Source organism: Neobacillus sp. PVCKKU3 (genome assembly GCF_058323225.1).
In genome coordinates, this window is record NZ_JBLVQN010000003.1 from 1 (window position 1) to 26,405 (window position 26,405).

The following is a 26,405-nucleotide window of genomic DNA, read 5'->3' on the forward strand; positions in this document are numbered from 1 at the left end:
GTGTGGTTACTTACCGGTTTAACGCACTTACTTTCCACTTTGAAGATTTTACTTACACATTTTGATCAAATACTTTCCATATTTCCTCTTTTACTTTCCAAACCCTTTTTAGAACAGAACTCCCCTTCCAACCACCACCCAAAACAGCTAAAAAGCCAGGCGGCGAGCCTGGCCCAGGTATCTTTTCAATGACCTTTTTTGAGAGATTACCATTTATTTGGATATACTTTCCGATTTAGTGTGGTTACTTACCAATTTAGCGCACTTACTTTCCACTTTTACGTTTTTACTTACACATGCTCATCAAATACTTTCCAAATTTCCTCTTTTACTTTCCAAACCCTATGAACACCCAGCACCCACACAAAAAAGCCAGGCACCGCCACACGCCTGGCCTCCACACACACCCTATTTCTTCGCCGTAATCGTAGCCATCATGTTCTCCGCCGAGGTCACCTCTACGCCCTTGTAGTAGTACTGGACGATATCCTTGTAGTTCTTGCCCTCCGCGGCCATTCCGTTCGCGCCGTACTGGCTCATGCCCACGCCGTGGCCGTTGCCGCGTGTTGTGATCACAATATTATTCCCCTTGCGCTCCCACGAAAAATCCGACGACTTCAAGTCTAACTTATCGCGGATGTTTCTTCCGGTCAATACCTTACCATTAAAGTCAACCTTGGCCACGCGCTTGCCCTCGGTCCGGGCGACAATTTTTCCAAGCGCATTACTTGACCCGATTTTCACCCCTAACCGTGATTCAAACTCTTTCACGGTTACAACCTTCTGATTGGTGAATTTAGGGGAATCCTTATCCCAAGGACTTGAAACACTTCGCAAATACGGGATACTTCCAGACCAGTAGTCCTCCGAATTCTCCGTAAAGCCGTTGCTGGTGGAGAAAAACAACGCATCAATTGGCTCGCCATTATAAGTCAAAATCTGTCCGCTCGTTGACCGAACAGCCTCCATAATCTTTTTCTTTTTCCATTCATAATCTTTTCCCCAGTTCTTCCTTTGCTGAGCGTCATCTATGTAGGCTTGATGGAGCTGTGGGGTGTCCGTTACCTGCGAACCTTTTGGGGCACCAATCGTATCCCCTTTAACCAACCGATTAACAATATACGTCCTCGCCGTCAGCGCCTGGGCCTTGAGCGCCTCCTCATTGAAATCCGCCGGCATCTCGGCAGCGACTACCCCAACAAGGTAATCCTCCAATGGGGTTTCTTCGATCGCAGATTTGGCGGTGCGGAACACGGCCACGTCAATTGCCGTGTCAGAGGATGGAGAAGTCGTTTCCTGCGCCGCCGGCTTCTTGGCGAGGTCCTCGCCCAGCTTGCCGCTCGCCTTCTCGCTCGAAAAAGGCAATACCAACACAGCGGGGATAATCAGTGTCAAGGCAATAAGAAATGCTGCTAGTACGATGAGTGGTTTGATATTTTTCATGATTGTGCCTCCAGTTTGTAAATTCACAGCCCACTTGCGCCCGGGATGCGTCACATTACAACATATGGAGACGGACAAGCATTTATTACTTCTTTTTCGAAAAATCAACTCGTTGAAAAGTTATCCACAAATCACAGAGTTATTAGACTTATCCACAACGTTATCAGACACAATTGGGTATAATTCCATGTTATTTATAATGAAAACCGAAAACCGCTTGTGGACAACCCCCAAACCAAACGCTCCCTAAACAAATACAAAAAAACAGGACCCGTTATTCCAGGCCCCGTTGCTTTGGTTGTGTTCAGTTGTACCCTTAAAATAGGATTTAAGCTGAGTATAGAACTAAATACCCGCGGCATTTAGTCCAAAAATGGAACTTAGCACGCCACTTAGGCATTTAGATCCGTAACATATTTTCCAAGTTCGATAAAGGTTTCATCTGCTTCCTTCACACGCTCGATGTCAGCACCTAAACCAGCCAGCTTTTCGTGGAAATTCACGTAGCCGCGGTCCAAATGCTTCAATTCAGTTACACGTGTTACACCTTCAGCAACCAGCCCGGTTAAAATTAATGCAGCTGCAGCACGAAGGTCTGTTGCCGCCACTTCGGCGCCTTGTAAGTTAGAAGGACCATTTAAGATGACAGAACGGCCTTCAATTTTCACATCGGCATTCATGCGGCGGAATTCCTCAACATGCATAAAACGATTTTCAAACACAGTTTCCGTAATCATTGATGTACCATCTGCACAAAGCAGCAAAGCCATCATCTGTGACTGCATATCAGTCGGGAAGCCTGGATGCGGCATCGTCTTGATGTCGACCGCCTTTAAACGCTCAGGTCCAATCACGCGAACGCCATCCTCTTCCTCGATAATCGTCACACCCATCTCCTCCATTTTCGCAATCAATGAAGAAAGATGTTCCGGAACTGCACCCTTTACAAGCACATTTCCACCCGTAATCGCAGCCGCCGTCATGAACGTGCCTGCCTCGATCCGGTCCGGAATGATATTATGGTCCGCGCCAAACAACACATCGACACCCTCGATGCGAAGCGTACCAGTGCCGGCACCCTTCACGCGCGCACCCATTTTATTTAAAAAGTTCGCTAAATCAACGATTTCTGGTTCTTTTGCAGCATTTTCAATCGTAGTTGTACCTACAGCCAGCGTTGCCGCCATCATAATGTTTTCAGTAGCACCAACACTTGGGAAATCTAAATAAACCTTTGCTCCATGCAGACGGCCTTCAACCTCCGCCTCGATAAAGCCATTGCCCACCTTGACCTTCGCACCCATGGCTTCAAAGCCCTTCAAATGCTGGTCAATCGGCCGGGATCCAATCGCACAACCGCCAGGCAAGGCCACCCGGGCACGGCCATTACGTGCAAGAAGTGATCCCATGACAAGCACAGACGCGCGCATTTTGCGAACATACTCAAAAGGCGCTTCCTCTTTTAACACTCTAGATGCATCAACAACAACGGTATTATTATCGAAAGCCACTTCAGCGTTTAGGTTACGTAGCACTTCATTAATTGTAAATACATCGGAGAGTGTCGGTACATCACGTATCACACTTTTTCCATCACTTGCTAATAATGTTGCAGCGATAACAGGCAGAACGGCATTCTTTGCTCCTTCAACTTTAACCGTTCCGTATAGCCTTTGTCCGCCGCGGACGATGATCTTTTCCAAGAGTATTCCCCTCCGCGTCCATTTTCTCTATATTAATATTCAATCGTAATGATAGGGGTTCCTACTACAACCGTAGTCGGACCGCCCAATCCTTCGGAGCGTAAGCCAATTTGCAAATTCATGTTATTTTTCATGTCAATCGCGTCTGTAAACATCGGCGACATGGCCGAAACAGACATGAAATTCTCCTCTTTTAACGCCTCGATCTCTTTAGCTTGAAAGCCCGACATCAGTTTACTCGCCGTCTTTTCTAAAGCCTTATCAATCTTATCACTCACAACGCCTTTCATACAAGAAAAAACTGTTGGTTTACCACGAAATATGTCATTTAGCCTATTTCCAAATTGACCGCTCATGATAAAGGATTTAGAGGCCTCGTTCCACTCATTGCCCCTTACACTATATACTATATACGCAGTCGTAGGTTGTTTTGTGCGGGTTGCCAAAAATTGAAGCTTTTCAGTGTGGTGGTTAGATGCTGTGGATACTGCTGTCATTTCCCAAGTCTCGCCTGTTGTCCTCTCCGTCCAACGCCAGTCGGGAAACTTCTTCTGTAACTTTCTCGCGTATTCCTTCACGTCAATACCAGCCGCCTGCTCCCTTGCATAAAAAGACCAATCCTGAAGCATAATATCTTGGGCCTGAAAAACAGCTGCCATTTTTCCAAGATCCTTTTCTTCTTGGAAAAATACCTCGCGGACGCCAGCATCGCCTTGTGTCTGGGATACAGTTTCGCCGACGCTCGTTTCTCCCTTAAATAAAGATGCGATATTCAAATCCAGGCCGCCGTTTGCCTCAGTGGTTCGGTTCCCCATCACAACCAGAATAATACTAAAACATATAATCAGGCATATATAAGTGACTCTATCTCTTTTCATTCTCTCGTCTCCCCCTTACTACCATTGTTTCCAAGGAGGGAGAGAGCATACTTGGGAATTCTCGTCACTTTTAGACAAAATCCCGTTTTTTATCTATAGGTGGTAAAACGTCTGACAAGTTTCAGGTTATTTTTCCACATAAATTTGATTGTACTCAATCTATAACCATTTTGGAACCTTTAATTTTTTTCCAATTAATGTTTTATTGAAACATTAACGGTAGTTGTCTGGACCATTGCAGGTAATCAAGGAAAAAGTTACTAACTGATGATCCGATGAAGATTGCCAATAATATGTACAATAAACGTGCTTGAAATACATGGTTAGGCTTCAGCAGTTTTTCCAGGCGAATCGCCTGCAGGGCCCACCAGGAAACCGCGATACACACCAAATGAGACAGAATGCTGACTAACGCAATTTGCCCAAAATCATCCATCTATTTCGCCTCCTTTTCACACAATCCCTATTCTACCACACCCTCCAACTTATTTCCTTTATTTAGGGGTTATTTAGAGAGGAGACTTTTGCCCATAATAAATTACCTGCCTAAGCACGATTGAATCGGTTAAACGTGTTTAGGCAGGTAATTTAAGGATGGCCAATTTACACCTCATTCCATATCTGCTGTAATCTCAGTGGTACATACACCCTTTCTCCCTGAATTTCTCGATGAATCATGGGCTCCTCGAAAAATTGCTCCAAGTGAAGCCTTGCCCGACTTTTGCGTCTTGCTCTGGTACGTTCTCCCATTAATTTTTCAAATTTTATTGATGAAGTTTTCATAAAAGATTCTCCCCTTCCAAATTTTTTTGTGAGCCGCCGCCCTATTGATTAGGGCGGCAGCTCTTTTCCTTTACCTTAAGCTGATTTTCCCGCGACGACGACGACTTTTCCTCGGTCCAATTCTTCTTCATAGCGCTCCGCTTCAAGCGGCGACATCCCTAATGACTCCAGCTTGGCGCGCAGTGCGTCTCCCCTTGTCCGAAATACGTTGGCAACCGACTCCAATACGCCTTGCTCCGCCACGCCAATATCCTTTATATCTAACGAATCACTCAAATCCTCAGACCGGTTTTTGTCATGTGCCAATAAATAAATTTCATTCTTTGAATAACCCTGCATGATTAAATCATCAATTTCCCTCTTAGCTTGTACACCATTCTCTACTACTTTAACTGTATTCATGTTCCATTCCTCCTTTTAACGTTGTACAGGTTATATAACCGCTCCGTTGAAAATTGAAACCTATTTTTTGAAACATGGGGACGGTTCTCGTGCATCAAAATTTTTTGCAAGCAGGTTATTCTGATTCAAAGCGTGGGTATATAGAAAGCGGAGGTGGTTTAGATGAGGAAATTATCCTGTAAATATTGTGGGAACAAGGAATTTTACGTTCTAAGTGTAAATGAGACGCTGTGCAAATGCGGGATGCGTTTAAAGAAGGTTAGTGATTATCACACTGAAAGGGACGCCAAGTGGGAGCAGCTTTTTCGAAAGGAACAAAAACGCAAGGCCGAACTCATCTCAAAAATCAGCCTGTTAACCCGTGAGATAGACAGCTGCCTCGATAACCGGGATGAGTCACGGTTTCAAGAACTGACAGAAGAATTAAAGACCTGCTGGCGGGCCCTACATATAGGAAGAAATCATCCCGAAAAAGTGTAAATGAGGCATGGGGACGGTTCTTGTGCCTCACTTTGTGAGGCAAGAGAACCATCCCCGTGCATCACTACAGGTTTATTTTCATTACAAACGGGTAATTAGTCTATATCTTGTTGAAAAGGGGAGATTATTTATGGGATTTATTTGGTCATTAATTATTGGAGGGGTAATCGGCTGGCTGGCTGGACTGATTCTTGGGCGTGATGTACCGGGAGGCATTATTGGTAATATTATTGCCGGTTTTATCGGAGCTTGGCTCGGGTCGTTTCTGTTGGGGAGCTGGGGACCAGTAATTGGCGGCTTCTACGTCTTTCCGGCCCTAATCGGCGCAGCGGCTCTGGTCTTTATTCTCAGTCTGATTCTAAGAAACGCCAAACATTCTCATTAATATAGTAAGAAAAAAGAGACTGTCACCGCTGGACAGTCTCTTTTTTGCATTTTACCCCGCCCCATTACCTTTACGATAAATTCGTTCCTGGGCATTGAATTCTTCATAATGCAACCCTTTTGGCAAAAACAGAATCGACTCCTTGCTGCCGAGCCCGATAAAGCCGCCGCTCGCCAGACTGCCGTAAAAGAGACGGTGGACCTGCTGCTGCAGGCTATTGTCAAAATAAATCATCACGTTCCGGCAGAGAATCACATGGAACTCATTGAAGGATCCATCCGTCACCAAGTTATGCTGGGCAAAAATCAGGTTATCGTCCAACAGCGGTTTAAAATAAGCATACTGATGGTCGGTCGTATAGTATTCCGAAAATGCCTTGCGTCCGCCCGCTTTCAGGTAATTTTTCGTATATTGCTGCATTTTTTTAAGCGGGAAGGCCCCTTTCTGGGCAGCCTGAAGCGCTTTTTCGTTCATATCAGTTGCGTAGATTTCCGTTTTTTTAGCAAGCCCCTCTTCATGCAGGAGGATGGCCATCGAATAAACCTCTTCCCCGGTTGCACAGCCGGCATGCCAAATTCGAATTTCAGGAAGCTCCCGCAAGAGCGGGACAACCTGCTCACGAAATGCCGCAAAGAAGCTGGGGTCGCGGTACATTTCCGTCATCCGGATTGACAGATCATTCAAAAGCCGCTCCAAAAAGCCAGGTTCGTGGAGGACTTTTTCCAATAAAGCGGTAATTGTCGGCAGGCGCTCTGCCTTCATTCTGTTTATAATCCTCCGCGTCAACGAGGCCCGGACATAACCGCGAAAGTCGTAACCATACATTTGATACAGCCCCTCAAGCAGCAAATTCAACTCGACTTTCTGGACCTCCGTTAAGGCAAATGGTTCGGTCTCTGGTGATGGTGTATCACACGTATCGCTCGGCGATATGCTCGTTTTGTTACTCATCTGGATTCACCTGCTCTGTCAGCCATACTCGCATCAGCGAGAACAACTGCTCGATATTTAACGGCTTCATGATATAATCGGATGCCCCTGCTTCCATGCACTTGTCACGCTCGCCCTTCATCGCCTTGGCGGTTAACGCAATGATTGGCAGACTGTGTAGCCCGAGTCCATCGCGTATCACTTTCATCGCCTCGTAGCCGCCCATCACCGGCATCATGATATCCATAAAAATCAAGTCAAAATCAGCATGGTCACGCAACATTTCGATGGCCTGTTTTCCGTTTTTCGCAACTTGTACAGCGATCCCCTTGCGCTCAAGGGCCGTAACCAGCGCATAAATATTGCGGCCGTCATCCTCAACAAGAAGGACTTTTTTTCCTGCAAACAGCTCCTCATTAGTGCTATGTTCTGCCTCAATGATATCAGCATCCTGAACGGGCTCTTCCAGAAGCAGCCCCCTCGGCATCTCGGCCTCACGAGCTACCGCCACTTCCTCCAGTGCCGTTAACACCACAGGCTCCGGCTCCAGCTGGCTCGGAATATACAGGGTAAACGTACTTCCCTTCCCGACCTCACTGTCAACCTCAAGGGCACCGCCAAGCAGGCGGGTAAATTCTCGGCAAATCGATAAGCCGAGCCCGGTACCACCGTATTGTCGATTCGTCGTCCCGTCTACTTGCTGAAACGCTTCGAAAATAATCTGCTGTTTATCATCTGGAATTCCGATTCCTGTATCGGCTACCGATATGGCCAGAACCGGGCCGCTGCAACGAAACTGCTCCGCTTTTTCCGGAGGCGATACGGCGATCTGGACTGTCACTGAGCCCTGTTCCGTAAATTTAAACGCATTCGATAATAGATTTTTTAAAATTTGTTGCAAGCGCTGGCCGTCTGTAGAAATCACCGGCGGCACGTTTGCATCTGTCAGGACCTCAAACGTTACATTCTTTTTGGCTGCGACCGGATCGAACAGGCTTTTTAACGTCTGCGGCAATTCGGTTACGTTGACCTCGTCTGTCAGAATCTCAATTTTTCCCGCCTCAATTTTTGATAAATCGAGGATATCATCAATCAGCCGTAACAAATCGGCGCCAGCCGTGTTGACGACACGGGCGTATTCTTCAATCTCGTCTTGTTCCATGCCGCCATTTTCCATCAGCATTTGTGACAGAATCAAAATACTGTTCAGCGGCGTCCTTAGTTCATGCGACATATTCGCTAAAAAGTCGGATTTGTACTGCGAGCTTTGCTGCAGCTGGCGTGAATACTCCTCGAGCTCATCCTTCGCTTTTTTCAGTTCAAGCGCACGCTCTTCGGCTAACCGATTCTGCTCCTCTAAATATTCGTTCGTGTGCTTTAGCTGCTCCTGCTGCATTTGCAATTCCTCGGACTGGGCCTGCAGTTCTTCGGATTGGGCTTGGAGCTCCTCGGTCATGACCTGTGATTCCGAAAGCAGCCGTTCGACTTCCATCCTTCCGAGCACATTGGTAATTGAGGATCCAAATTTATCCTGCAGGAGGTCGAGCAATGTCAGGTGCTGAGAGAGGAACGGCTTCAACGCTGCGAATTCCACGACAGCTTCGACCCGGCCCTGATAGATAATCGGAGCAACCAATAAATTTCTTGGTGACGACGCCCCGAGGCCGCTGGTCACTTTCATATGCTCTTCCGGCAAACGGTCGATGAGAAAAATACGCTGGTCGAGTGCCGCCTGGCCGACGAGCCCTTCACCAAAGCGGAAGCTGGCCTTAACGTCCACCTCACCGGAGACAGCATAGCCTGCGACCTTGACGAAGTCGACCTCGCCGCCCTGTTCCCGGCGCAGATAGACCACGCCGTAACAGGCTTCAAATAGCGGTGCCAGCTTGTGTATGACCCGCTGCGCCAGCTCATTAATATCGGTAATTCCCTGATACAGTGTGGAAATATCTGTGAGACTTTTTTGCACCCATTGCTGTTTTTCTAGGCTGCCGAGCAGGCTGTTCATGGCCTCGGCAAGCTCACGCGTCTCGTCTTTCGCCTTCACGCTGATCCGTGTCGTCAAATCAACCTTCGAATCGGTGATACTCTGGATCGTTTTTACGACTTGTTTGATCGTTTTGACAATCGAGTTTGACAAGAAAAGCGCCGTTAGGATGGTTAAGAAGGTTACAAAAACAATAATGCCATATAAGATGATTTTTAAATTGTTATTGTTCTGAAGGAGCTCATCTGTACGTTTTGACGTCATCTCCTTTTCCTTTTCCAAAAAGGAATCCAGCTGGGTGCGGATCTGGTCGGTCACCTTTTTTCCATTTTGTTCTTTAAAATCCTTAGCCAGCTCCGTTTCGTTCCCTGCCTTTTTCTGATTGATGGTAAATTCGCCAGTATTCATGATCCATTTTTCAATCACCGGCTTGATCTCTTCGAGGTTTTGCTGCTGACTGCTGTTATCAGCAAGCAAGGAATGGAGCTTGTTGTAGTTGTCGAGCCAGCTGCGATTCCCTTCGTGATACGGCTCGAGATACTCCTCCTGTCCGGTTAACGCGTAGCCGCGGATTCCGGTCTCCATATCGAGGACATTTTTTTGAATCTGATTTGCCAGGTCATGAACCTCAATGTCGTGTTGCGAAATGAATTTTATTTCATCCTGCAGTGCGGTCATCCGGTTCACCACAACGAGCAGGGACAGCACAAGGCAAATCAGGATTGCGAAATAGCCCGTGATAATTTTTGCATGAATGCTGTAATGGATGCCTTTCATTGCGTCACCCCCCTGTGTTTTTTTCTTAAAACTATCATATCGTTTCTATTACATTCGCCCAATGAGTCGCAGGTCCCGAGAGCCAGACGGGACGATAGACCCTTTTAAACATTTATTGTTTCATGCTCCTGAAAGACGGGTAAATACTTAAGTATCACCATGAAATTGGAGGTTATTAGAATGGCAAATACTAGAATGAAAGCAAAGGATAAAGGCACACGATTAGCTAATACGATGAACAAGCAGGTGGCCAATTTCTCAGTTCTATATATGAAATTGCATCATTACCACTGGTACGTAAAAGGGGAGAATTTTTTCACCCTGCATGTAAAATTTGAAGAATTGTACAACCAGGCGGCGCTTCATGTCGACACCATCGCCGAGCGGATGCTGGCATTGGGCGCCGCACCGGCATCCACACTCGAGGAAACGTTAAAGCTTTCGTCGCTTGAGGAAGCACTTGGCGAAGAATCCGCAAACGACATGGTTCAGACACTGGTTGATGATGTGAACACTATTTGCAGAGAGCTTAGCGAGGGCATCACGATGGCCGAGGAGCACGAAGACGAGCCAACCGCCGACTTGTTCACGGAGATTCGAGCTTCGTTGGAGAAGCATGGGTGGATGCTGAGGGCGTATTTGGCGTCGTGATGGGCGACATCCCCTCACAATTCCTTGACTGGCGAAAAATGGACAACGTTGGCGAGTAGATGAAAATAGGTAATCCAACCTTTAATATCAGCCTCAAAAAGACCACTCAAAAACTAGTTTTAACTGTCGCATAAGGCAAGGGTGCCGGCTTATGGCCGGCACCCTGTCCTTCGCCCATCTAATTCGCAGAAATCATCACCAGGCACAGGTCATCCTTCTGCTCCTTCAATGGCTCCGCGCCCGGCAGCAGCTGCTCGAGCAAGCGCTCCGGATTATCGGTCTGCTGCAAACCGCTGATCAGCTTTTCCCATGCGTCCTCGTATTCCTCCTCAAGCCATTCCGACAACCCGTCGGTAAACAGCAGAATCCGCGCACTTTCCTTATAAGAAATCACACCCTTGGTTACCTCTATTTTTTCAAAAAAGCCAATCGCAGATGAGCCTTGATCAAGCTGCTGCACTTCCCCATCAATCAGCGCAAGCCCTGCCGGATGCCCCGCATTCACATACTCAATGGTCTGTTTTTCCGTATCCAGCACAAAATAAATCGCAGTGAAATAGTAGTTTATCAGACTTTCAGGCATATGCAGCTGATTCATGCGCCGGTTCAGCTCCTGCATCACGGCCGCCGGGTCGCCCATTCCTGTAATCGCGTCCTTTAATGCAGAATATATGTACATACAGACGAGTGACGAGGAAATACCGTGCCCCATCATATCAAGCAAAATAACCCCATATCGATGGGGGCTGATTTGGTACCAGGCGTACAGGTCGCCGGCCAGTTCAAAGGAAGGCCTATAAACGGCGGAAATCGTCACATCTTCGTTCTCAAGCGGACTGCCAAGCACGCTGCGCTGGACCTGCTTGGCCAGATCCAGCTCAAATTGGATCCGCTTATCTCGTTCCTTGCGCAAATTCTTCTCATGCTTTAGCCGCAGCACCGAGCGAATTCGCGCCAGCAGTTCAACCTTGTTAATGGGCTTCATGACATAATCGAGCGCCCCGGCATCCATTGCTTCGGCCATTTTATAGGAATCACCCATAGCAGATACAAAAATAATCGGAAGGTCGTGGAAACGCTCGTTGTTGAGAATCGTCCGGCACGCCTCGATTCCGTCGATTTCCGGCATCATCAAATCCATCAGAATTAAATCAACCGGAACCTCTTGCGGTCTATCCGCCTCCAGCTGCAAATAGTCATATACTTGCCGGGCTGATGTCAGCAGCACCAATTTATCGTAACCCGCCTTCTGCAGGATTTTTTCTATAATCATCAGGTTTGTGCGATTATCGTCGACAATTACAATATTCATAGCTGCTCCCCCCAATCTTTAGATGCTTTTATCAGAGTTCATCGAGGTCCTTCCTGTCTCCCGTCGATTACCCTCATACTCTATCGGAGAGGCTGACCCTTGGCCGATCATCGCGCCACCTTATTGGGCGACTGACCCCAGGCACCACCTCAAACGGCTGCTAACCCCAGTTCTTCACCGCGCCACCTCATCAGGTGCCTGACTCCCCAGTGCTCTCCGCAATTTTTCAAGCGCCTTCTTCTGCAGCCGAGAAACGTGCATTTGTGAGATTCCCAGAAATTCTCCGGTTTCCCGCTGGCTTTTGTTTTCAATAAACGTGCAATGGATGATCAGCTTTTCGCGCTCTGACAGTACTTGGAGCGCGTCTTCGAGCAGGAGCTTCTGGTCAACCCTATTAAAGCCTTCATCAGGAGTGCCAACAATATCCAATACCGTCACCGTACTGCCATCTGAGCCTGCTTCAATTGATTGGTCGACTGATGTAGCCTGATAGCTCTTGCCCATTTCCATCGCCTCCAGCACTTCCTCCTCGGATAGCTCTAGATACTCGGCAATTTCATGAACCTTAGGTGACCGCTGATACTGGTTGGTCAGCTCGTCTACCACCTTTTTGAGCTTCGGCCAAACATCCTTTACCCGCCGCGGCACATGTACACTCCAGGTTTTATCCCGCAAAAACCGCTTAATTTCCCCGATCACGGTCGGGATCAAAAACGACTCAAACGGCCGGCCAATACTTGGGTCGAATCTTCTGATTGCCGATAACAGCCCAATCATCGCCACCTGCATGATATCCTCTTGAAAGCTTTTCCCCTTTGAATATTTCTGCGCAATGCTTGCGACCAAAGCCGTGTAATGCTCGACTAAGATGTTTTGGGCTTTTGGACTTTCATTTTTCTGGAATTCGGCAATTAATGCTTCGATTTCTTCCTTAGTTCGTTTCATGGTTTGCGATGGCTGTGTCATGATTTTCACGCTCCCCGCCCAAATACTTCGCCATGAAGACCGTCACTCCGGAATGATTCAACACTCGGACTTCATCCATCAGCGTTTCGATTAAAAACAGTCCTAACCCTCCCTCTGTCAATTGCTCCACAGTACTTGATTCGGTGTAAGGACCCAGTTCATTTTTTGCCTGAATAAAATCAAAACTCTTGCCGCTGTCGGCCACCGCCATTTCCAGCTTGTCCTCGTAAATGCCAAAGCCGACAATCACTTCTCCGCCCTCATCCTTGGTGTACGCATGCTGGACCGCATTTGTAACCGCCTCGCTTAAGGCAATTTTTAAATCCTCAATTTCCTCGTATGTATACCCCATCCGGCTGGCAATTCCCGATAACGTCAAACGCATGACACCAACATACTCCGGCTTGGCCGGAATTTTCATTTCAATATAATCCATCATATCGTTCTTCCCCTATCCTTTAATTTCCATTACATGACTCAATCCCGTGATTTGAAACAGCCGCTTCAGGCGCTCCGACATTTCAATCAGCCTGAGCTCGCCGCCATTATTTTTCAATTGTTTGAACAAGCCGACAAATACGCCAAGCCCAGTACTATCCAGATATGACACGTCCTTTAAATCGATGGTAATCACTTTATTTTTTCCATCCACAAGTGCCGCTAATTCCTCTCTAAGCTTTGGTGCCGTAAACGCATCAATTTCCCCTGACGCTTTAACTACCACTTCATTCTCATTTTGCTGCTTGTCTATCGTTAAATTCATCCATCCTCACCTCTACATGATTTATAGGGTATATACCCACGTTGTTTATATCTGAAACCTATTTTTTTGAAAAAATTTTTTCTAGTATTATACCAAAATATGCTAGTTTCTCGAATCGAGCGGATGGCCTAGATAAATAGTGGGAGATCCGCACAAAAAAAACACGCTCAAAAGGCGTGTCTTATTTAAAAAAGGATCCTCTCTTTTTCCCTTTCAACAAGTCCCCGGTCCAGCCTTTCATTTTTAAATAGCCATATAATAAGGCGGTCGATACGATTATCAACACGAGCGACAGAATATAGCCAAAGCGCCACTCGAGCTCCGGCATGTGCTTGAAATTCATCCCCCATAACGCCCCGAAGGCCATCACCGGCGTAAAAATCGTTGTCATCACTGTCAATGTTTTCATGATTTCATTGCCGCGATGCGAGGAAATGACCTCCTCTAGATTGATCATCGCATCGAGCTCGTGCTCATATTCGCCAAGTAGCGCCATCGCCCGCTCAATCCGCCTGCAGGTGCTCTTATATACCTCGCTGTTGCCATGAAGATTGATCTCTTCAATCGCCATCCGCAGTTCTTTGATTGGAATTAACACGTTCTTCGCCACTAATAATTCATGCCGGCGCGTGTAGAGCAACTCGAGAATCTTCGTCTCATTTCGTTTTCGAACACCCCAAATCAACGTTTTGAGCGCCACTTCAAACTTATCAATCTCCACGAGCAATCCATTGACAATTTCCCCGAGGAAAAATAAAAAGCCGTCCACGGCGTTTTCCGCGTTGCTGCCCAGCTGCTGGTGGATTTCTTCCTGTTCAGACTCTGGCAATTCAAGACCGACCGTAACCAGCAGGTTCTTTTTTAAATAAAAATGAAAGATTTTAAAATCCCATTCCTCACTAAAATTTTGCTGATAAATAAGTGACCCCTTCAATACCTTTTCTCCGTTTTCAAGGCTGCCGACCTTGACATAGTTCGTTTGATTTTTACGGGCATGTTCAAGCCAGGCATCCGAAGCAGGATCTTGAGGAAGCGGCGGATTGATATTCTCCAGCTCCATTTGATTTAGTGACACCCATTTCCAGTTGTGTTTGCCAAAGTAAGTCTCCAAACTACTCGCTCCCTTCTCAAAAACTCCTATTTTCTTTTTCTCCCCAAAAATTAGCCGCCCCAAACACGTTTCATGTGTGGGAGCTTGGGGTATGCATATAGAAAATCGATAAGGAGGCTTTTAATATGAAACGAGTTGTAGGTATAGGATCGTTAGTGGCAGTAGGAGCTGGGGCCTCAGCGGCAGCAATGTGGCTATCAAATAAACCGAACCGCCTTAAAGCGGAAAGCTTTCTAAGAGACATGAAGCGAAAAGTGATGCCGACAGTCTTTGAAAAAGCGGAACAACTCCCAATCCATAAAGGCGGCCACCCCCACCCGCACGACATCGAAGACAACAAAATGGTCGACGAAGGCGCCACCTACTCCGTACAATTCTACAACGAAAAAATGCAGTGATGCATGGGGACGGTTCTTTTGCCTCATTTTTTAGAGTGATGCATGGGGACGGTTCTCCTGCCTCATTTTTAGAGTGATGCACGGGGACGGTTCTCCTGCCTCATTTTTGGGGTGATGCATGGGGACGGTTCTTCTGCCTCATCTTTGAGGAAGAAACACCGTTATCAAGTAATCAAGTACCATCGAACTTTCATTATTAGCCCATTTAAAACCAAATTCGAGGCTTATTAAAAAATGAGACAAGGGAAGCGCCCCTTGTCTCATTCTTCTGTCTTAGCTGGAGGTGACCATGATCGCTATTTTTCTATTCATATATTTCTTGATCATTTTAACCGTGATTGAAATTTTTGTGATTTTGTTTCGTTTGACTGGTTTAAAGGTGGAAATATCGAGGTTTCAGGTGATTTCGATGATGACCGGCACGGGGTTTACCACTAAAGAATCTGAGTTAATCTCGGGGCATCCGATTCGCCGCAAGCTCGCGACGTTTCTCATTTTGTTCGGCGCTTTTTCCCTGGCCGTGATTATCTCTTCCATCAGTGAATTTCTTTCGAACGGATTGCGAACAAGGGAGATTCTTCTGAGTGCTGCGGCTGTCCTAATTGTTTTTGGGATACTTAGACAACCCCACGTTAAAAAGCGCTTATCTCATTTTTTTAATCGAAAAATGAAACAAAACATTGAGTTGGCCGATCTGCCGATAAGGGAAATATTTTTAAAAAGCGATCAGGATACGATGTTTTTTCTTACCATTTACCAAGATTCCCAGTTTGCGAACCGTACTATCCAGCAGGTCCTTCCTGACATCGATGCCCTCGACCTTGAAGTCGTGTTCATCAAGCGCGGTGACACTGTCATTCGAAAGAAGGTCTATGACAGTCCACTCCATGAAGCCGATCAAATTCTGCTATACGGCAATAAGCAGGTGATGTTCGAAACATTCCAGCATGATATGGAGATTAGGGAGAAACATTAGAGTTTACTGAACCTTAGATATTGTGTGCCCCAATACTCCAAAAAGGCAACCATCACAGGCAACCCGGATTAAAGACAATTTAGCTCAAATCCGGGCTGTTTTGTCTTTTAGAAGTGCTATCAAATACATTTCCCCCTCAATCCCACTCCATTTTGTCTTTTAGAAGCCCCCCTTGCATTAAAAAGTGAGGCACGAGAACCGTCCCCATGCCTCACTTTTGGACATCCAAATACATTATGTGGGATCCGTTTGCTTCATTGATTTTGAAGAGCCAGCCTTGGGTTTCGAGGGTGGCGCCGGTTCCGAGTTGGGGGGCGTTGTGTTGGGTGAGGAACCAGCCGCCGATGGTGTGGACGTCTTCGGCCGCTAAGCTTGTGTCGAGGAGTTGATTGACCACGTCGATTGGAACTTTGGCATCTACTATATAGTGGTTATCGGCTATCTGCCGAATGTCCGCGACTTCATCGGCATCAAATTCATCCCGCACCTCGCCAACTATTTCTTCGATGATGTCCTCTACTGTCACCAGCCCCGAGGTCCCGCCATATTCATCGTGCAGAACCGCCATATGGATCCGCTCCATCTGCATTCTGACAAGCAAATCATGAATCGGAACCGTTTCAATCACGGTAATCACGGGTTGGATATACGATTTGATTTTCCAATTTTCATACACCCCTTTATTCATCAATCTCGCTGTTAAAAACCTTTTTACGTTGAGCACACCGATAATATGATCCTTATCCCCTTCGACAACCGGATAGCGGGTGTACCCCTCCTCCTTCAACTTTCGAAGCACCTCCGAAACAGGCTCGTCGACGGAGATGCAGCTCATATCCACCCGCGGCACCATAATTTCCTTGGCCGTCCGCTCATCAAATTCAAAAATATTGCTGACATATTGGTACTCATTCTGATTAATCTCCCCCTGCTCCAAGCTTTCCGCCAGCAGTAGGCGCAGCTCTTCCTCCGAGTGGGCCAATTCCTGCTCTGTTGCCGGCTTAAAGCCGAACAAACCAGCTAGCGCACTTGCCGAGCTGTTCAATGCCCAAATAAATGGATGCATGAGTTTGTTAAACAGAATCATCGGCCGGGCGAACAGCAGCGCAATCGCCTCCGCTTTTTGAATAGCAATGGTCTTTGGCGCCAGTTCCCCGACCACGACATGCAGAAAGGTCACCAAAACAAAAGCTAGTACGAAGGACAGCAAATGTGAAATGGTTGGATTTAAATGTATAAAGCTAAACAACGGATGCAGCAATTTTTCAACGGTCGGCTCCCCTAACCACCCGAGCCCTAGCGCTGTAACAGTGATGCCAAGCTGACAGGCCGAGAGGTATTCATCGAGCTTGGTAACGACCTGCTTTGCCGGCATCGCCCCCTTCTTCCCGGCGAGCACTAATTCGTCAAGCCGCGACGGCCGCACCTTTACAATAGCAAATTCCACCGCCACAAAAAATCCTGTCAGGATAATCAAAACCGCGATTGTCACTAATTTAAAGATCAGCATTGACGACTTCCCTCCTTTTTTAAAAAATGGCTCTGTTATTATTCATTGTTGATTTTCGTGTAGGTATGAAAATTCATAAGCGGAGAATTTCCGGCTAATGTATAAAAAGGAAGCTTAAGAAGCAGAGATAAGCGGTGATATTCCGATTAACTGCTCGAAATAACACAAAATCCAAAGATTTAAATGATATAGCCGGAAAAGCCTCCTTTATTTTTAAGAGAATATGAGTATTTCCCAAAATAAACGGAATTCTTCCGTTTATTTTTCAAACTCAGTAAAATCAACATTCAGTTATAACCTAAAAAATAACAATCCGAAATCGGCGTGTCGATTCCGGATTGTGATCTTCCATTATTGGTTGTTTCCTCCCTGATCCAGCTTGTTATCAAGCTTACGTAAATATTTCGCCGCAAAGTCTTTACCGCCAAGACCAAATGATAGACCGAACGCCAGGGCCAAGCCGCCTAAGAGGAGGATAAACGCAGCATTGACAATCGAATGAGCGACGCCAAGCTGGTCGAGCGCCATAAACACACTAACTGCGAAAATGGCATACTTAGCAACCACCGCTAGCGTACGGGCATAGCTTTTCTTGACCACATTCTTAACAATGCGCTCAACCATATTCCCGACGTACAAACCAACCCCCAGAATCACCAGAGCGGCAAACACCATAGGCAGGTAAGCCAACACCGCCGACGCAAGGGTCACTAAGAAGTCCAAGCCGACTATTTGCAATGCTTCCACGGTAAATAATAAAACAATGACAATTTTCACTACCATACCCACAAGCTGGGACAGGCTGTACTTCGCTGATTCAGGACCAACAGCACCACCAATGCCCAGCTGGTGAAGCAAACCATCAAACCGCAGACGCCACAGCATTTGCGCAACCAGTTTTTCCACCCACTTGCCAAGCCAGATTCCCGCCAAGATCAGCACCACCGCAACCGCGATATTTGGAATCAACGCCACCACTTTTTGCAGCATCGCAATCGCCGGAGCGGATACCCCCTGCAGGTCCAATTTTTCCAAAGCAGTAATAATAGTAGGAATCAAGATTAAGATAAACGCAATATTTCCAACGATCCCCGCCAGGTCAAGGCTTCCCTTCAGACCGAACCGTTCACCTAGCGTCTCACTGCCAATGCTTTTTAAAAAATTCGTTAAAATATCGCGGACCAATTTCGCCAGCAGCCAGCCGATAAACACAATTAACGCGGCCGCAAACAGCTTCGGAATAAATGATAGGAAGGTTGTCAGAATCCCGGCGACCGGTTCTGATACTCCCTCTATTTGTAAGGCGCCAAGCACACCCGGAAGGAACAGCAGCAGGACGAAATAGAACAGTGCTTTGGCAATTTTGGCCACTTTTTCACGGCCATCGGCATCATTTTTCGCCAGCTTCCATTTAGTTAACCGGTCTGGCAAATGAAGCGCCGCCGCCCCTTTTTCAAATGCTTTGCGCAAGACGGTTGCTACAATCCAAGCAAACAATAGAATTAATGCTGCTTTTAATACATTGGGTATCGCGCCGGTAATCGACGACAGCATATGAACCAGCGGCGATGCAATATAGCTTAAGTTCAACATATTAAAGAAGATAATCCAGACGAACACCAGTAAAAGGTAGTAAACAATTTTTCCAATGATTTTTTCTGAAGAATACTTTCGGCTTCCGTAGCCTGAAAAAAGCTTGTTATCGAAGCTTGTCTTTTTGAGGGCCGCTTCCGTCACTTTCCCTATTTTTTTGGCCACTAGCCAGCCTACTATTAATAGAAGTAGTGCGAGGATTAAGATCGGCAGCCGGTCCGTGTATATGTACCACTCGGCCAACATGTCCTTTACGTTCATATTCATCTCTCCTTTTTGTTTGTCGTGCTCTGATACGTATTTAACCCCGTTTGGAAAAATTGAAACCTCTTTTTCTAGCAGGAAAGTTTTTCTAAAAAAATGTTTCATCCCTTTTTCCGCTGGGAATATAAATGGTGCACGGCAAACGAACCGAAAGTTGGTTCAAAAAATTTTTGGGAGGGAATGAAATATGTTGAATCGCAAGAATGTAGCTGTTGCCGGAATGGCTGCGTTATTGACATTTGGCGGGTTGGCCGGCTGCGGCGATGGTGTCGACCAGGATAATGGCCTTAGCGATGGCGAGCAAAAGGATCAGATTGATAATGATACAAAAGCCGACGCCAAAGGCACTATGCAAGAGGCAAAGGATAATATTAAAGAAGCGATGAAAGATGTTGAGCAGGAAATGAAGGAAAAAAGCAAAGATCAAAATTAAAGTTTTTCTAAAAAAATGTTTCACGGTAAACCGATTAGGGAAAGAAACAAATTAAAGGAGGTTAAAAACAATGAATAAAGACCAGGTAAAAGGCAGTATTGATCAAGCAAAAGGTGAGCTAAAAGAACAATGGGGCCGGTTAACGGATGACGAGTCCAAGGTCGTAGAAGGAAAAGTCGACAAGGCGAAAGGAAAGGTAAAGGAAGGATACGGAGAAGTCAAGGACAAGCTGTCGGACTAATGCATGCCCCGCATCTAGTAATCTATTAAAAATAGAGGAGGAAGCAAAATGGACAAGCATATGAAGAATGTAGTTGGTGTATACGAGACCGAACAGGAAGCAATTGAGGCGATTGATAGGCTATTAGAGCAAGGATACCACAAAAATGAAATCTCTGTGATTGGAAAAAACGTTAAACAGGTTACAGTGGACACAGGAACTGCGATAGAAGAAACCGCGGCGACCGGAGCGGCTGTCGGCGGTGTCCTTGGCGGAATACCAGGATTACTGGCAGGGGCTGGCGCGCTGGCTATACCGGGGATTGGCCCGCTTGTCGCGGCCGGACCGATTGCGGCCGGGCTTATGGGGGCCATTACCGGAGCTGGTATTGGCGGCTTGACCGGAGCGTTTGTCGGAATGGGCATTCCCCACGACGAGGCGGAGTCCTATGAAAATTCGGTTAAACAAGGGAAAATATTAGTGTTAGTTGAAAAGCGCTTTGATAATCGAAATGACCGGAACTATTTACATGAAGATACCGAGCTTGATCACCCGCCATTAGTGGGAGTAGATGGGCGGAATCGTAAGGAAGGTGAGTTTCTTAAAGAGGAACCGCCAGTTCTAGGTTCAATCTATAAACCTCTTGAATCTGGCTCTAACATCGATAAAGAGTCCTCACTAAAGGACCGTGACACCTTAAAGAAAGCCAACAACAGCTCCATGGCCCAGGATTTTTCCGAAATGAAGAAACTGGGGGATGAAATGGAACAACAACCTACAGAGGAAACGCTCCGAGACAATCATCTGAAACCAGACCCGCTGCAATCAACAAATAAAGCGTAAAATTCACTCACCCACACCATCCACCATCTAAAAAAAGAGGCTTAGGCCTCTTTTTTGTGTTCATGAAGCATGGGGACGGTTCTCGTGCATCATTTCACCGTTGAGCCCAAGTCAGGATTTACTCACCACCCCCCAGCCAGAGCGACTGATCCATCCCAAAATGGTAACTTTTCAATTAACCTTTTTGGGAATATTACCATTTATTTGGATATACTTTCCGATTTGGTGAGTTTACTTTCCAATTGGGAAGAAATACTTTCCACATGCATGATTTTACTTACACTTTTTAGCTAAATACTTACCAGAATACCTAATTTACTTTCCAAACTTATTTTTCAGTGGGAATTCACTCAAAAAGCCAGGCGGCGGGGCCTGACTCATGTAGCATATGAAATCTTAATAATACCTTTTTAAAATTTACTCGCTGAATATGAGATTTTACTCGTCAAAAGATAGGATTTACTCGCCAACTTTTGACTTTTACTCGCCCAAATCCTAATTTTACTCGCCAACCCTTTATTTTTGCCTTATAAAAAAAGAAAGAGGCCCAGGAGCAAAAACCCCTAAGCCTCTTTCTCAAAAATTAACTAAAGAAATCCTGAACAATATCCAGGTTATTATGCATAAAGTCTAACGCGATGTTTGGCATGATACCGAACAACACCGATCCAACCACTGCCACAATCAACACAACCACAATTCCGAACGGCATGTTGAATTTGCTGCCCTTGCCCTCACCTTCTCCTTCAGATCCTGCAGGAGCCGGGCGGAAGAAGATTTGCGTCATGACGCCGAAATAATAGAAGTAGGACACGACCGTGGTCGCAATCATCACCGAAGCCAACACGTAATGCGGCTGACCGGCAAAGGCACCCACAAAAATGTTTAATTTACCGATAAAGCCCGCTGTTCCCGGGAAGCCTGCCAAGGAAATCAACAAAATTCCCATTGTCACAGCCAGCCACGGTGAGCGGCGGTATAGGCCGGCAAAGTCCGAAATCTTCGTGGAGCCTGTTTTTTCCGACACCACCTGGATTACTGCGAATGCGCCCATGTTCATGAACAAGTACGCCAGCAAATAGAACCAGATGGAATAGAACATATTCGATGTTAACGTTGTTACGGCTACTAATAAATAACCAGCATGCGCGATACTGGAGTACGCGAACATCCGCTTAATATCGGACTGCCTTAATGCCACAACGTTACCGATAATCATCGTAGCCGCTGCAATCACCGCAAGGTAATTTTGCATATCCAACAAAATTGGAATCGAACCCGGCCCGTTTGTGGCCGCAGAACCAAATACCGTTAACAAAATCCGCACAACAATCACAAAACCGGCTGTCTTTGAAACAACGCTCAAGAACGATGTAACCGGCGTTGGCGCACCTTGGTACACGTCTGGTGCCCACATGTGGTATGGAGCAGCCGCCAATTTAAACGATAAACCAACCAAAATCATCAAGAACGAAATGCCAAGCAGGTACGCCTGCTGCCCGTCCATAAGCATCGACAGCTGACCTGCAATTTCCAGCAAGTTCGTCGAGCCAGTTAAGCCGTACACATAGCTCATTCCGAACAACGCAATTGCGGACGAAATACCGCCGTTGATGACGTATTTCATCGCGGACTCGTTGGAGCTTAACCGGTCCTTCTGAATGCCCGCCAATATATAAGACGGAATCGATAACAGCTCAAGGCCGATGTAAAGCGTGATTAAATCGCCGCTTGACGTCATCACCATGGCGCCTAATAACGCTGATAATAATAGGTAATAAAACTCGCCCGTATATCTTTCCAAGCCATCAGTCGCTTTGTAGCTAGTAGCTAGGAACAATACCAGCGCCCCGCCGCCTAAAATCAGCAGCTTAAACGCGATTGCAAAGCTGTCGAGGCGGAACGTGTCGTGCAGGATTGACTCGACGTGACCGCCGGCCATTCCGAAGACCGAAACCATCGCCGCAAGGATGGCCGCAATGCCAATCCAGCCGAGGATTTTTCGGTCCATATGTTTTGGCATAAACAAATCCATAATCACCAAAATTGCAATCACAGCAAGGATGATGAATTCCGGTGTCATGATGCTCCAGTTTAACGATTGAAATTGCTCAAAACTCATCCTTCATCACCCTCCTAACCCAAGCATGATAGTCTCAAGTGTGGCTTGAAGCGGTGAGCTTAGAACACTTGGGTAAACACCAATTAACACGATTAACGCTAGTAAAACTACAACCGGCACGAATTCTACGCCCTTCAAATCGACCACACCAGTGAACTCGCGGTGCGCCTTGCCAAACGTCATGCCAAGTACTGCACGAAGCAGGTACGCTGCGGTCATGATGATGCCGATTGTTCCGACTGCAGCTACCCATGGAAGTTCCTTAAACAAGCCAAGGAAGGCCATGAATTCGCTGACGAATCCGGACATGCCTGGCAATCCGAGTGATGCCATTGCACCAGCCAATAAGAAGCCAGCTGCAAGTGGCATGCCTTTCGCCACACCGCCAAGGTTTTCGATGAGCGACGTATCGGTCCGCTCGTATAAAACTCCCACTAAGAAGAACAATAAAGCTGAAATCAAACCATGCGATACCACTTGGAAAATCGCACCTTGGACGCCGGCCTCATTCATCGCCGCCAGTCCAATAAGCACAATGCCCATGTGGGAAATCGACGAATATGCCAAGACCATTTTAAAGTCAGATTGAATAAACGCCAGGAACGCTCCATAAAGCAGGTTGATCACGCCAAGAATTGCAATCAAAGTTGCAAGCGTTTCGAATTGCTTTGGAAAAATCCCCATTCCAAAGCGGATTAAACCGTACGCACCGATTTTTAGTAGAATCCCAGAGTGGATCATAACTACGGATGGCGGTGCCTGCACGTGGACTTTCAACATCCAGCTGTGCAGCGGGAAAATCGGTAATTTTACCCCGAACGCAATTAATAAGGAAATTAATAAACCAAGCTTTAAGTCGCCTGACAGCGGCGCACTTGGGTCGGCCATGATTTTTGTCAGCAGGTCGATGTTGGTCGTGCCTGTTTTGGCAAAAAGAATCATGATCACGATTAACAGTACCGCTGAACCTAATCCGTTATAGATTAAGAAGCTGTAAGCTGCTTTTTCTTTTTCAAAATAACCCCATTTTCCAATCAGGAAGAAAGTTGGGATAAGGGTAATCTCGAAAAAGATGAAGAACAGAATTAAGTTTTCCGCTGTAAATACGCCGAGCATGCCGACTTCTAAAAGAAGGAACAGCATGAAGTAGCCTTTCCATTCTTTTTTCACAAACCTTGCTGCAATGGCCGCAAGTGTTGCGACAACGGCGGTTAACACGACGAGCAGCAGTTGGAAGCCGCTTAAGCCCAGCTCATAATAGACTGAAAAGATTGGCGCATCGCCGCTCATACCGCGGAATTGAATCCATTCATGTCCAATTGTGAAGTCCGATAATTTTTTTCCGGCAAGATAATGAGCGTACGCAGCAAGCGCTAAAGCTAGTGCCGGCAGTGTTGCCAGGAAGCCGACAAACTTGATTGCTTTTTCCTGCGATTTTGGCATAAAAGCTAACACGACAATACCTAGTAAAGGGGAGAATACTAGTGTTGTCAGAACCCAAGATAAATTCATTTCAAGTACCCCCCTGTTAATGCAAAGATGACTGCGAGCACCGCAAGTCCGATAAAGGCCACTGCTCCGTAGGTTTGCACCTGTCCGTTCTGCATTTTCGAGCCTGTTCTCCCAAGCCCTTGCACGAACCCAGCCACGCCTTTGACGATGCCTTCTACCAAGAACACGTCAATGAAGCGCAGGAAGTAGCTGAAGCCTTTGACAAAATTAACGACGATTAATTGATAGAATTCGTCCACATAATATTTGTTCAGTAAAATGGTATGCAGTGTGCCGCCTGCACCACTAAGCCAGTCGCGGGCTACACTCCGCTTGCTGTACATTAACCATGCCAAGAAGATTCCCAGCAAGGAAACGACGGTGGCAGCAATCATAATCCAGGCTGGACCTTCGATATGGCTATGTCCGAGTGCTTCGTTGCCGTCAACGAGCCAGTCGCCAAGGAACGAACCGAACCATGGTGTGTTCACGTAACCGCCGATGATAGCCAAAACGCCAAGGACAAGCATTGGCAGGGTCATTACGGATGGTGACTCGTGAACATGTTTCTGTTCGCCGCGTGCTTCGCCAGTGAACACCAGGAAGAACAGGCGGAACATATAGAATGCGGTAAAGAACGCCGCGATTAACGCTAATAGGAATAGCACCGGATGGCCGCCTTCCCATGCTGCGACTAAAATTTCATCTTTACTGAAGAAACCGGATAGTCCCGGCACCCCGCTGATGGCGAGTGTTCCGATTAAGAATAACGGACCGGTAAATTTTAATTTTTTCCAAAGGCCGCCCATTTCCTCGATGTTCTGAGTGTGAACCGCATGGATTACGGAACCGGCCGCCAAGAATAGCAATGCTTTGAAAAATGCGTGTGTCATCAGGTGGAACACACCTGCCACATAACCGGCAGAACCGAGTGCCAGCATCATGTAACCAAGCTGTGAAACAGTTGAATATGCGAGAACGCGTTTGATATCCGTTTGCACAAGGCCGATGCTTGCGGCAAAAATCGCGGTAAATGCACCGATAGTTGCTACAGTTAGCAGCGCTGTTTGGCTCGCTTGGAAAAGCGGGAATAGCGCAGCAACCAAGTACACCCCGGCGGCAACCATCGTTGCGGCGTGGATTAACGCCGAAACTGGTGTTGGACCTTCCATCGCGTCTGGAAGCCATGTATGAAGCGGGAACTGACCAGATTTACCAACCGCCCCGATAAAAATTAAGATCGCTGTCAAGGTAATCATCGTCTGTGATACAGCGCCGCCTTCCACTGCCTGGAAAATTTCGCTGTATTCAAAGCTTTTTGTTTGCCAGAAAAGAAGAATCATCCCGATAAACAGACCAACGTCCCCGATACGAGTCATGATGAAGGCTTTCTTAGCGGCCGCCTTCGCTTCTTCTTTGTAAAAATAAAAACCGATTAATAGGAACGAACCGACACCGACAAGTTCCCAGAAGATATAAGTTTGGAGCAGGTTCGGCGAAATGACGAGACCGAGCATCGCAAACGTAAATAGTCCTAAGTATGCATAGAACACTGGAAAGCGCTCATCCCCATGCATGTACCCTTTGGAGTAGGTATGTACAAGAAAGCTGACAAGCGATACGATAAACAGCATTAATGCATTTAATTGATTCACTTCAAAGCCCGCTGTTAGATGCAGATCTCCTATCGTGAGCCAGTCGAACTTGTTGATATAGGTTGGCTCTGAAAAGCGCTCGAATAACACGAGAATTGAGAAAACAAGCGATGCCAGCGTAAGCAGAATCCCCACATACGCACTCGCCTCCCTCAGCCGCTTACCGATGAGAAGAAGGATCAAAAACGATAATAGCGGGAAAAGCGGTATAAGCCATGCATTTTCCATCATTATCATCCTTTGTCTGGGTGGTTGAATGCCCCACCCGGAATTAGTCGAAATTGGCGTCGTCTCCACCTTGGGCGGACAAATGTCCACACGCGGTGCCT

Annotated in this window: 27 protein-coding genes; 9 read left to right on the plus strand and 18 right to left on the minus strand. The window is 46.6% G+C overall.

Annotated features, from left to right (window positions below; all coding sequences use genetic code 11):
- Positions 1-192 (plus strand): hypothetical protein (locus ACNQGS_RS02900; protein WP_491486054.1); only part of this gene is annotated, 192 nt, incomplete at its 5' end.
- 216 nt (positions 193-408) lie between these two features.
- On the opposite strand, the gene spoIID is transcribed toward ACNQGS_RS02900, so the two are convergent.
- From spoIID to ACNQGS_RS02930, 6 genes are all read right to left on the minus strand, one after another.
- A complete protein-coding gene (gene spoIID, locus ACNQGS_RS02905; protein ID WP_491486055.1) occupies positions 409-1,443 on the minus strand; it encodes a stage II sporulation protein D in 1,035 nt (344 codons plus the stop codon).
- Positions 1,444-1,835: 392 nt separating this feature from the next.
- The gene (murA, locus tag ACNQGS_RS02910) at positions 1,836-3,146 is read right to left on the minus strand and encodes a UDP-N-acetylglucosamine 1-carboxyvinyltransferase (protein ID WP_213148007.1); all 1,311 of its coding nucleotides are present in this window, start codon (positions 3,144-3,146) and stop codon (positions 1,836-1,838) included.
- 32 nt (positions 3,147-3,178) lie between these two features.
- On the minus strand, positions 3,179-4,024 hold the full coding sequence (locus ACNQGS_RS02915) for a YwmB family TATA-box binding protein (RefSeq protein ID WP_491486056.1): 846 nt from the start codon (positions 4,022-4,024) through the stop codon (positions 3,179-3,181).
- A 202-nt stretch (positions 4,025-4,226) separates the two neighbouring features.
- Positions 4,227-4,460 (minus strand): DUF1146 family protein, encoded by a 234-nt coding sequence (locus ACNQGS_RS02920; protein ID WP_423800086.1) that lies wholly within the window; start codon positions 4,458-4,460, stop codon positions 4,227-4,229.
- A 167-nt stretch (positions 4,461-4,627) separates the two neighbouring features.
- Positions 4,628-4,807, minus strand: a complete 180-nt coding sequence (locus ACNQGS_RS02925) for a hypothetical protein (protein WP_491486057.1) — start codon at positions 4,805-4,807, stop codon at positions 4,628-4,630.
- A 75-nt stretch (positions 4,808-4,882) separates the two neighbouring features.
- Positions 4,883-5,209: a YflT domain-containing protein gene (locus ACNQGS_RS02930; protein WP_491486058.1), complete on the minus strand. Its 327-nt coding sequence runs from the start codon at positions 5,207-5,209 to the stop codon at positions 4,883-4,885.
- Positions 5,210-5,371: 162 nt separating this feature from the next.
- Here ACNQGS_RS02930 and ACNQGS_RS02935 point away from each other — a divergent pair, with 162 nt between their 5' ends.
- Together ACNQGS_RS02935 and ACNQGS_RS02940 are read left to right on the plus strand one after the other, a co-directional pair.
- A complete protein-coding gene (locus tag ACNQGS_RS02935; RefSeq protein ID WP_491486059.1) occupies positions 5,372-5,689 on the plus strand; it encodes an IDEAL domain-containing protein in 318 nt (105 codons plus the stop codon).
- Between the two features lie 130 nt (positions 5,690-5,819).
- Entirely contained in the window at positions 5,820-6,074 is a 255-nt protein-coding gene (locus ACNQGS_RS02940) for a GlsB/YeaQ/YmgE family stress response membrane protein (RefSeq protein WP_213148002.1), read from the plus strand.
- A gap of 51 nt (positions 6,075-6,125) precedes the next feature.
- Here the strand turns inward: ACNQGS_RS02940 and ACNQGS_RS02945 are convergent, their stop codons facing one another.
- Together ACNQGS_RS02945 and ACNQGS_RS02950 are read right to left on the minus strand one after the other, a co-directional pair.
- Positions 6,126-7,025 (minus strand): CheR family methyltransferase, encoded by a 900-nt coding sequence (locus tag ACNQGS_RS02945; RefSeq protein ID WP_491486060.1) that lies wholly within the window; start codon positions 7,023-7,025, stop codon positions 6,126-6,128.
- The gene (locus tag ACNQGS_RS02950; RefSeq protein ID WP_491486061.1) at positions 7,018-9,768 is read right to left on the minus strand and encodes a CHASE3 domain-containing protein; all 2,751 of its coding nucleotides are present in this window, start codon (positions 9,766-9,768) and stop codon (positions 7,018-7,020) included. Before ACNQGS_RS02950 ends, ACNQGS_RS02945 begins: the two co-directional genes overlap by 8 nt.
- A 180-nt stretch (positions 9,769-9,948) precedes the next feature.
- On the opposite strand from ACNQGS_RS02950, the gene ACNQGS_RS02955 reads away from it, so the two are divergent.
- Positions 9,949-10,419, plus strand: a complete 471-nt coding sequence (locus tag ACNQGS_RS02955; RefSeq protein ID WP_491486062.1) for a Dps family protein — start codon at positions 9,949-9,951, stop codon at positions 10,417-10,419.
- 178 nt (positions 10,420-10,597) lie between these two features.
- Here ACNQGS_RS02955 and ACNQGS_RS02960 read toward each other — a convergent pair whose 3' ends face one another.
- From ACNQGS_RS02960 to ACNQGS_RS02980, 5 genes are all read right to left on the minus strand, one after another.
- Entirely contained in the window at positions 10,598-11,731 is a 1,134-nt protein-coding gene (locus tag ACNQGS_RS02960) for a PP2C family protein-serine/threonine phosphatase (RefSeq protein WP_491486186.1), read from the minus strand.
- 174 nt (positions 11,732-11,905) lie between these two features.
- The gene (gene sigB / locus ACNQGS_RS02965) at positions 11,906-12,697 is read right to left on the minus strand and encodes an RNA polymerase sigma factor SigB (protein WP_491486063.1); all 792 of its coding nucleotides are present in this window, start codon (positions 12,695-12,697) and stop codon (positions 11,906-11,908) included.
- The gene (gene rsbW / locus ACNQGS_RS02970) at positions 12,663-13,136 is read right to left on the minus strand and encodes an anti-sigma B factor RsbW (RefSeq protein ID WP_491486064.1); all 474 of its coding nucleotides are present in this window, start codon (positions 13,134-13,136) and stop codon (positions 12,663-12,665) included. Before rsbW ends, sigB begins: the two co-directional genes overlap by 35 nt.
- Before the next feature lie 12 nt (positions 13,137-13,148).
- Complete coding sequence (locus ACNQGS_RS02975) at positions 13,149-13,460, minus strand: anti-sigma factor antagonist (protein WP_213147997.1); 312 nt, start codon at positions 13,458-13,460, stop codon at positions 13,149-13,151.
- A 181-nt stretch (positions 13,461-13,641) separates the two neighbouring features.
- On the minus strand, positions 13,642-14,571 hold the full coding sequence (locus ACNQGS_RS02980; protein WP_491486065.1) for a magnesium transporter CorA family protein: 930 nt from the start codon (positions 14,569-14,571) through the stop codon (positions 13,642-13,644).
- A 125-nt stretch (positions 14,572-14,696) separates the two neighbouring features.
- On the opposite strand from ACNQGS_RS02980, the gene ACNQGS_RS02985 reads away from it, so the two are divergent.
- Positions 14,697-14,969: a YbyB family protein gene (locus ACNQGS_RS02985; RefSeq protein WP_491486066.1), complete on the plus strand. Its 273-nt coding sequence runs from the start codon at positions 14,697-14,699 to the stop codon at positions 14,967-14,969.
- Positions 14,970-15,258: 289 nt separating this feature from the next.
- Positions 15,259-15,945 carry a TrkA C-terminal domain-containing protein gene (locus ACNQGS_RS02990; RefSeq protein WP_491486067.1) on the plus strand — a complete coding sequence of 229 codons (687 nt, stop codon included), beginning with the start codon at positions 15,259-15,261 and terminating at the stop codon, positions 15,943-15,945.
- Between the two features lie 211 nt (positions 15,946-16,156).
- Here ACNQGS_RS02990 and ACNQGS_RS02995 read toward each other — a convergent pair whose 3' ends face one another.
- Entirely contained in the window at positions 16,157-17,455 is a 1,299-nt protein-coding gene (locus ACNQGS_RS02995) for a hemolysin family protein (protein WP_491486068.1), read from the minus strand.
- Positions 17,456-17,806: 351 nt separating this feature from the next.
- Positions 17,807-19,309 carry a mechanosensitive ion channel gene (locus ACNQGS_RS03000; RefSeq protein ID WP_491486069.1) on the minus strand — a complete coding sequence of 501 codons (1,503 nt, stop codon included), beginning with the start codon at positions 19,307-19,309 and terminating at the stop codon, positions 17,807-17,809.
- A 190-nt stretch (positions 19,310-19,499) separates the two neighbouring features.
- On the opposite strand from ACNQGS_RS03000, the gene ACNQGS_RS03005 reads away from it, so the two are divergent.
- From ACNQGS_RS03005 to ACNQGS_RS03015, 3 genes are all read left to right on the plus strand, one after another.
- The gene (locus tag ACNQGS_RS03005) at positions 19,500-19,745 is read left to right on the plus strand and encodes a hypothetical protein (RefSeq protein WP_491486070.1); all 246 of its coding nucleotides are present in this window, start codon (positions 19,500-19,502) and stop codon (positions 19,743-19,745) included.
- Between the two features lie 70 nt (positions 19,746-19,815).
- The gene (locus ACNQGS_RS03010) at positions 19,816-19,986 is read left to right on the plus strand and encodes a CsbD family protein (RefSeq protein WP_491486071.1); all 171 of its coding nucleotides are present in this window, start codon (positions 19,816-19,818) and stop codon (positions 19,984-19,986) included.
- Positions 19,987-20,034: 48 nt separating this feature from the next.
- Positions 20,035-20,808: a general stress protein gene (locus ACNQGS_RS03015; protein ID WP_491486072.1), complete on the plus strand. Its 774-nt coding sequence runs from the start codon at positions 20,035-20,037 to the stop codon at positions 20,806-20,808.
- A 583-nt stretch (positions 20,809-21,391) separates the two neighbouring features.
- Here the strand turns inward: ACNQGS_RS03015 and nuoN are convergent.
- Genes nuoN through nuoL form a run of 3 tightly spaced genes read right to left on the minus strand, consistent with a single transcriptional unit; the run spans position 21,392 to position 26,307 of the window.
- Complete coding sequence (gene nuoN, locus ACNQGS_RS03020) at positions 21,392-22,930, minus strand: NADH-quinone oxidoreductase subunit NuoN (RefSeq protein WP_491486073.1); 1,539 nt, start codon at positions 22,928-22,930, stop codon at positions 21,392-21,394.
- A 6-nt stretch (positions 22,931-22,936) separates the two neighbouring features.
- Positions 22,937-24,442: an NADH-quinone oxidoreductase subunit M gene (locus tag ACNQGS_RS03025; protein WP_491486074.1), complete on the minus strand. Its 1,506-nt coding sequence runs from the start codon at positions 24,440-24,442 to the stop codon at positions 22,937-22,939.
- A complete protein-coding gene (nuoL, locus tag ACNQGS_RS03030; protein WP_491486187.1) occupies positions 24,439-26,307 on the minus strand; it encodes an NADH-quinone oxidoreductase subunit L in 1,869 nt (622 codons plus the stop codon). The genes ACNQGS_RS03025 and nuoL overlap by 4 nt, the downstream gene beginning before the upstream one ends.
- Between the last annotated feature and the right edge of the window lie 98 nt (positions 26,308-26,405).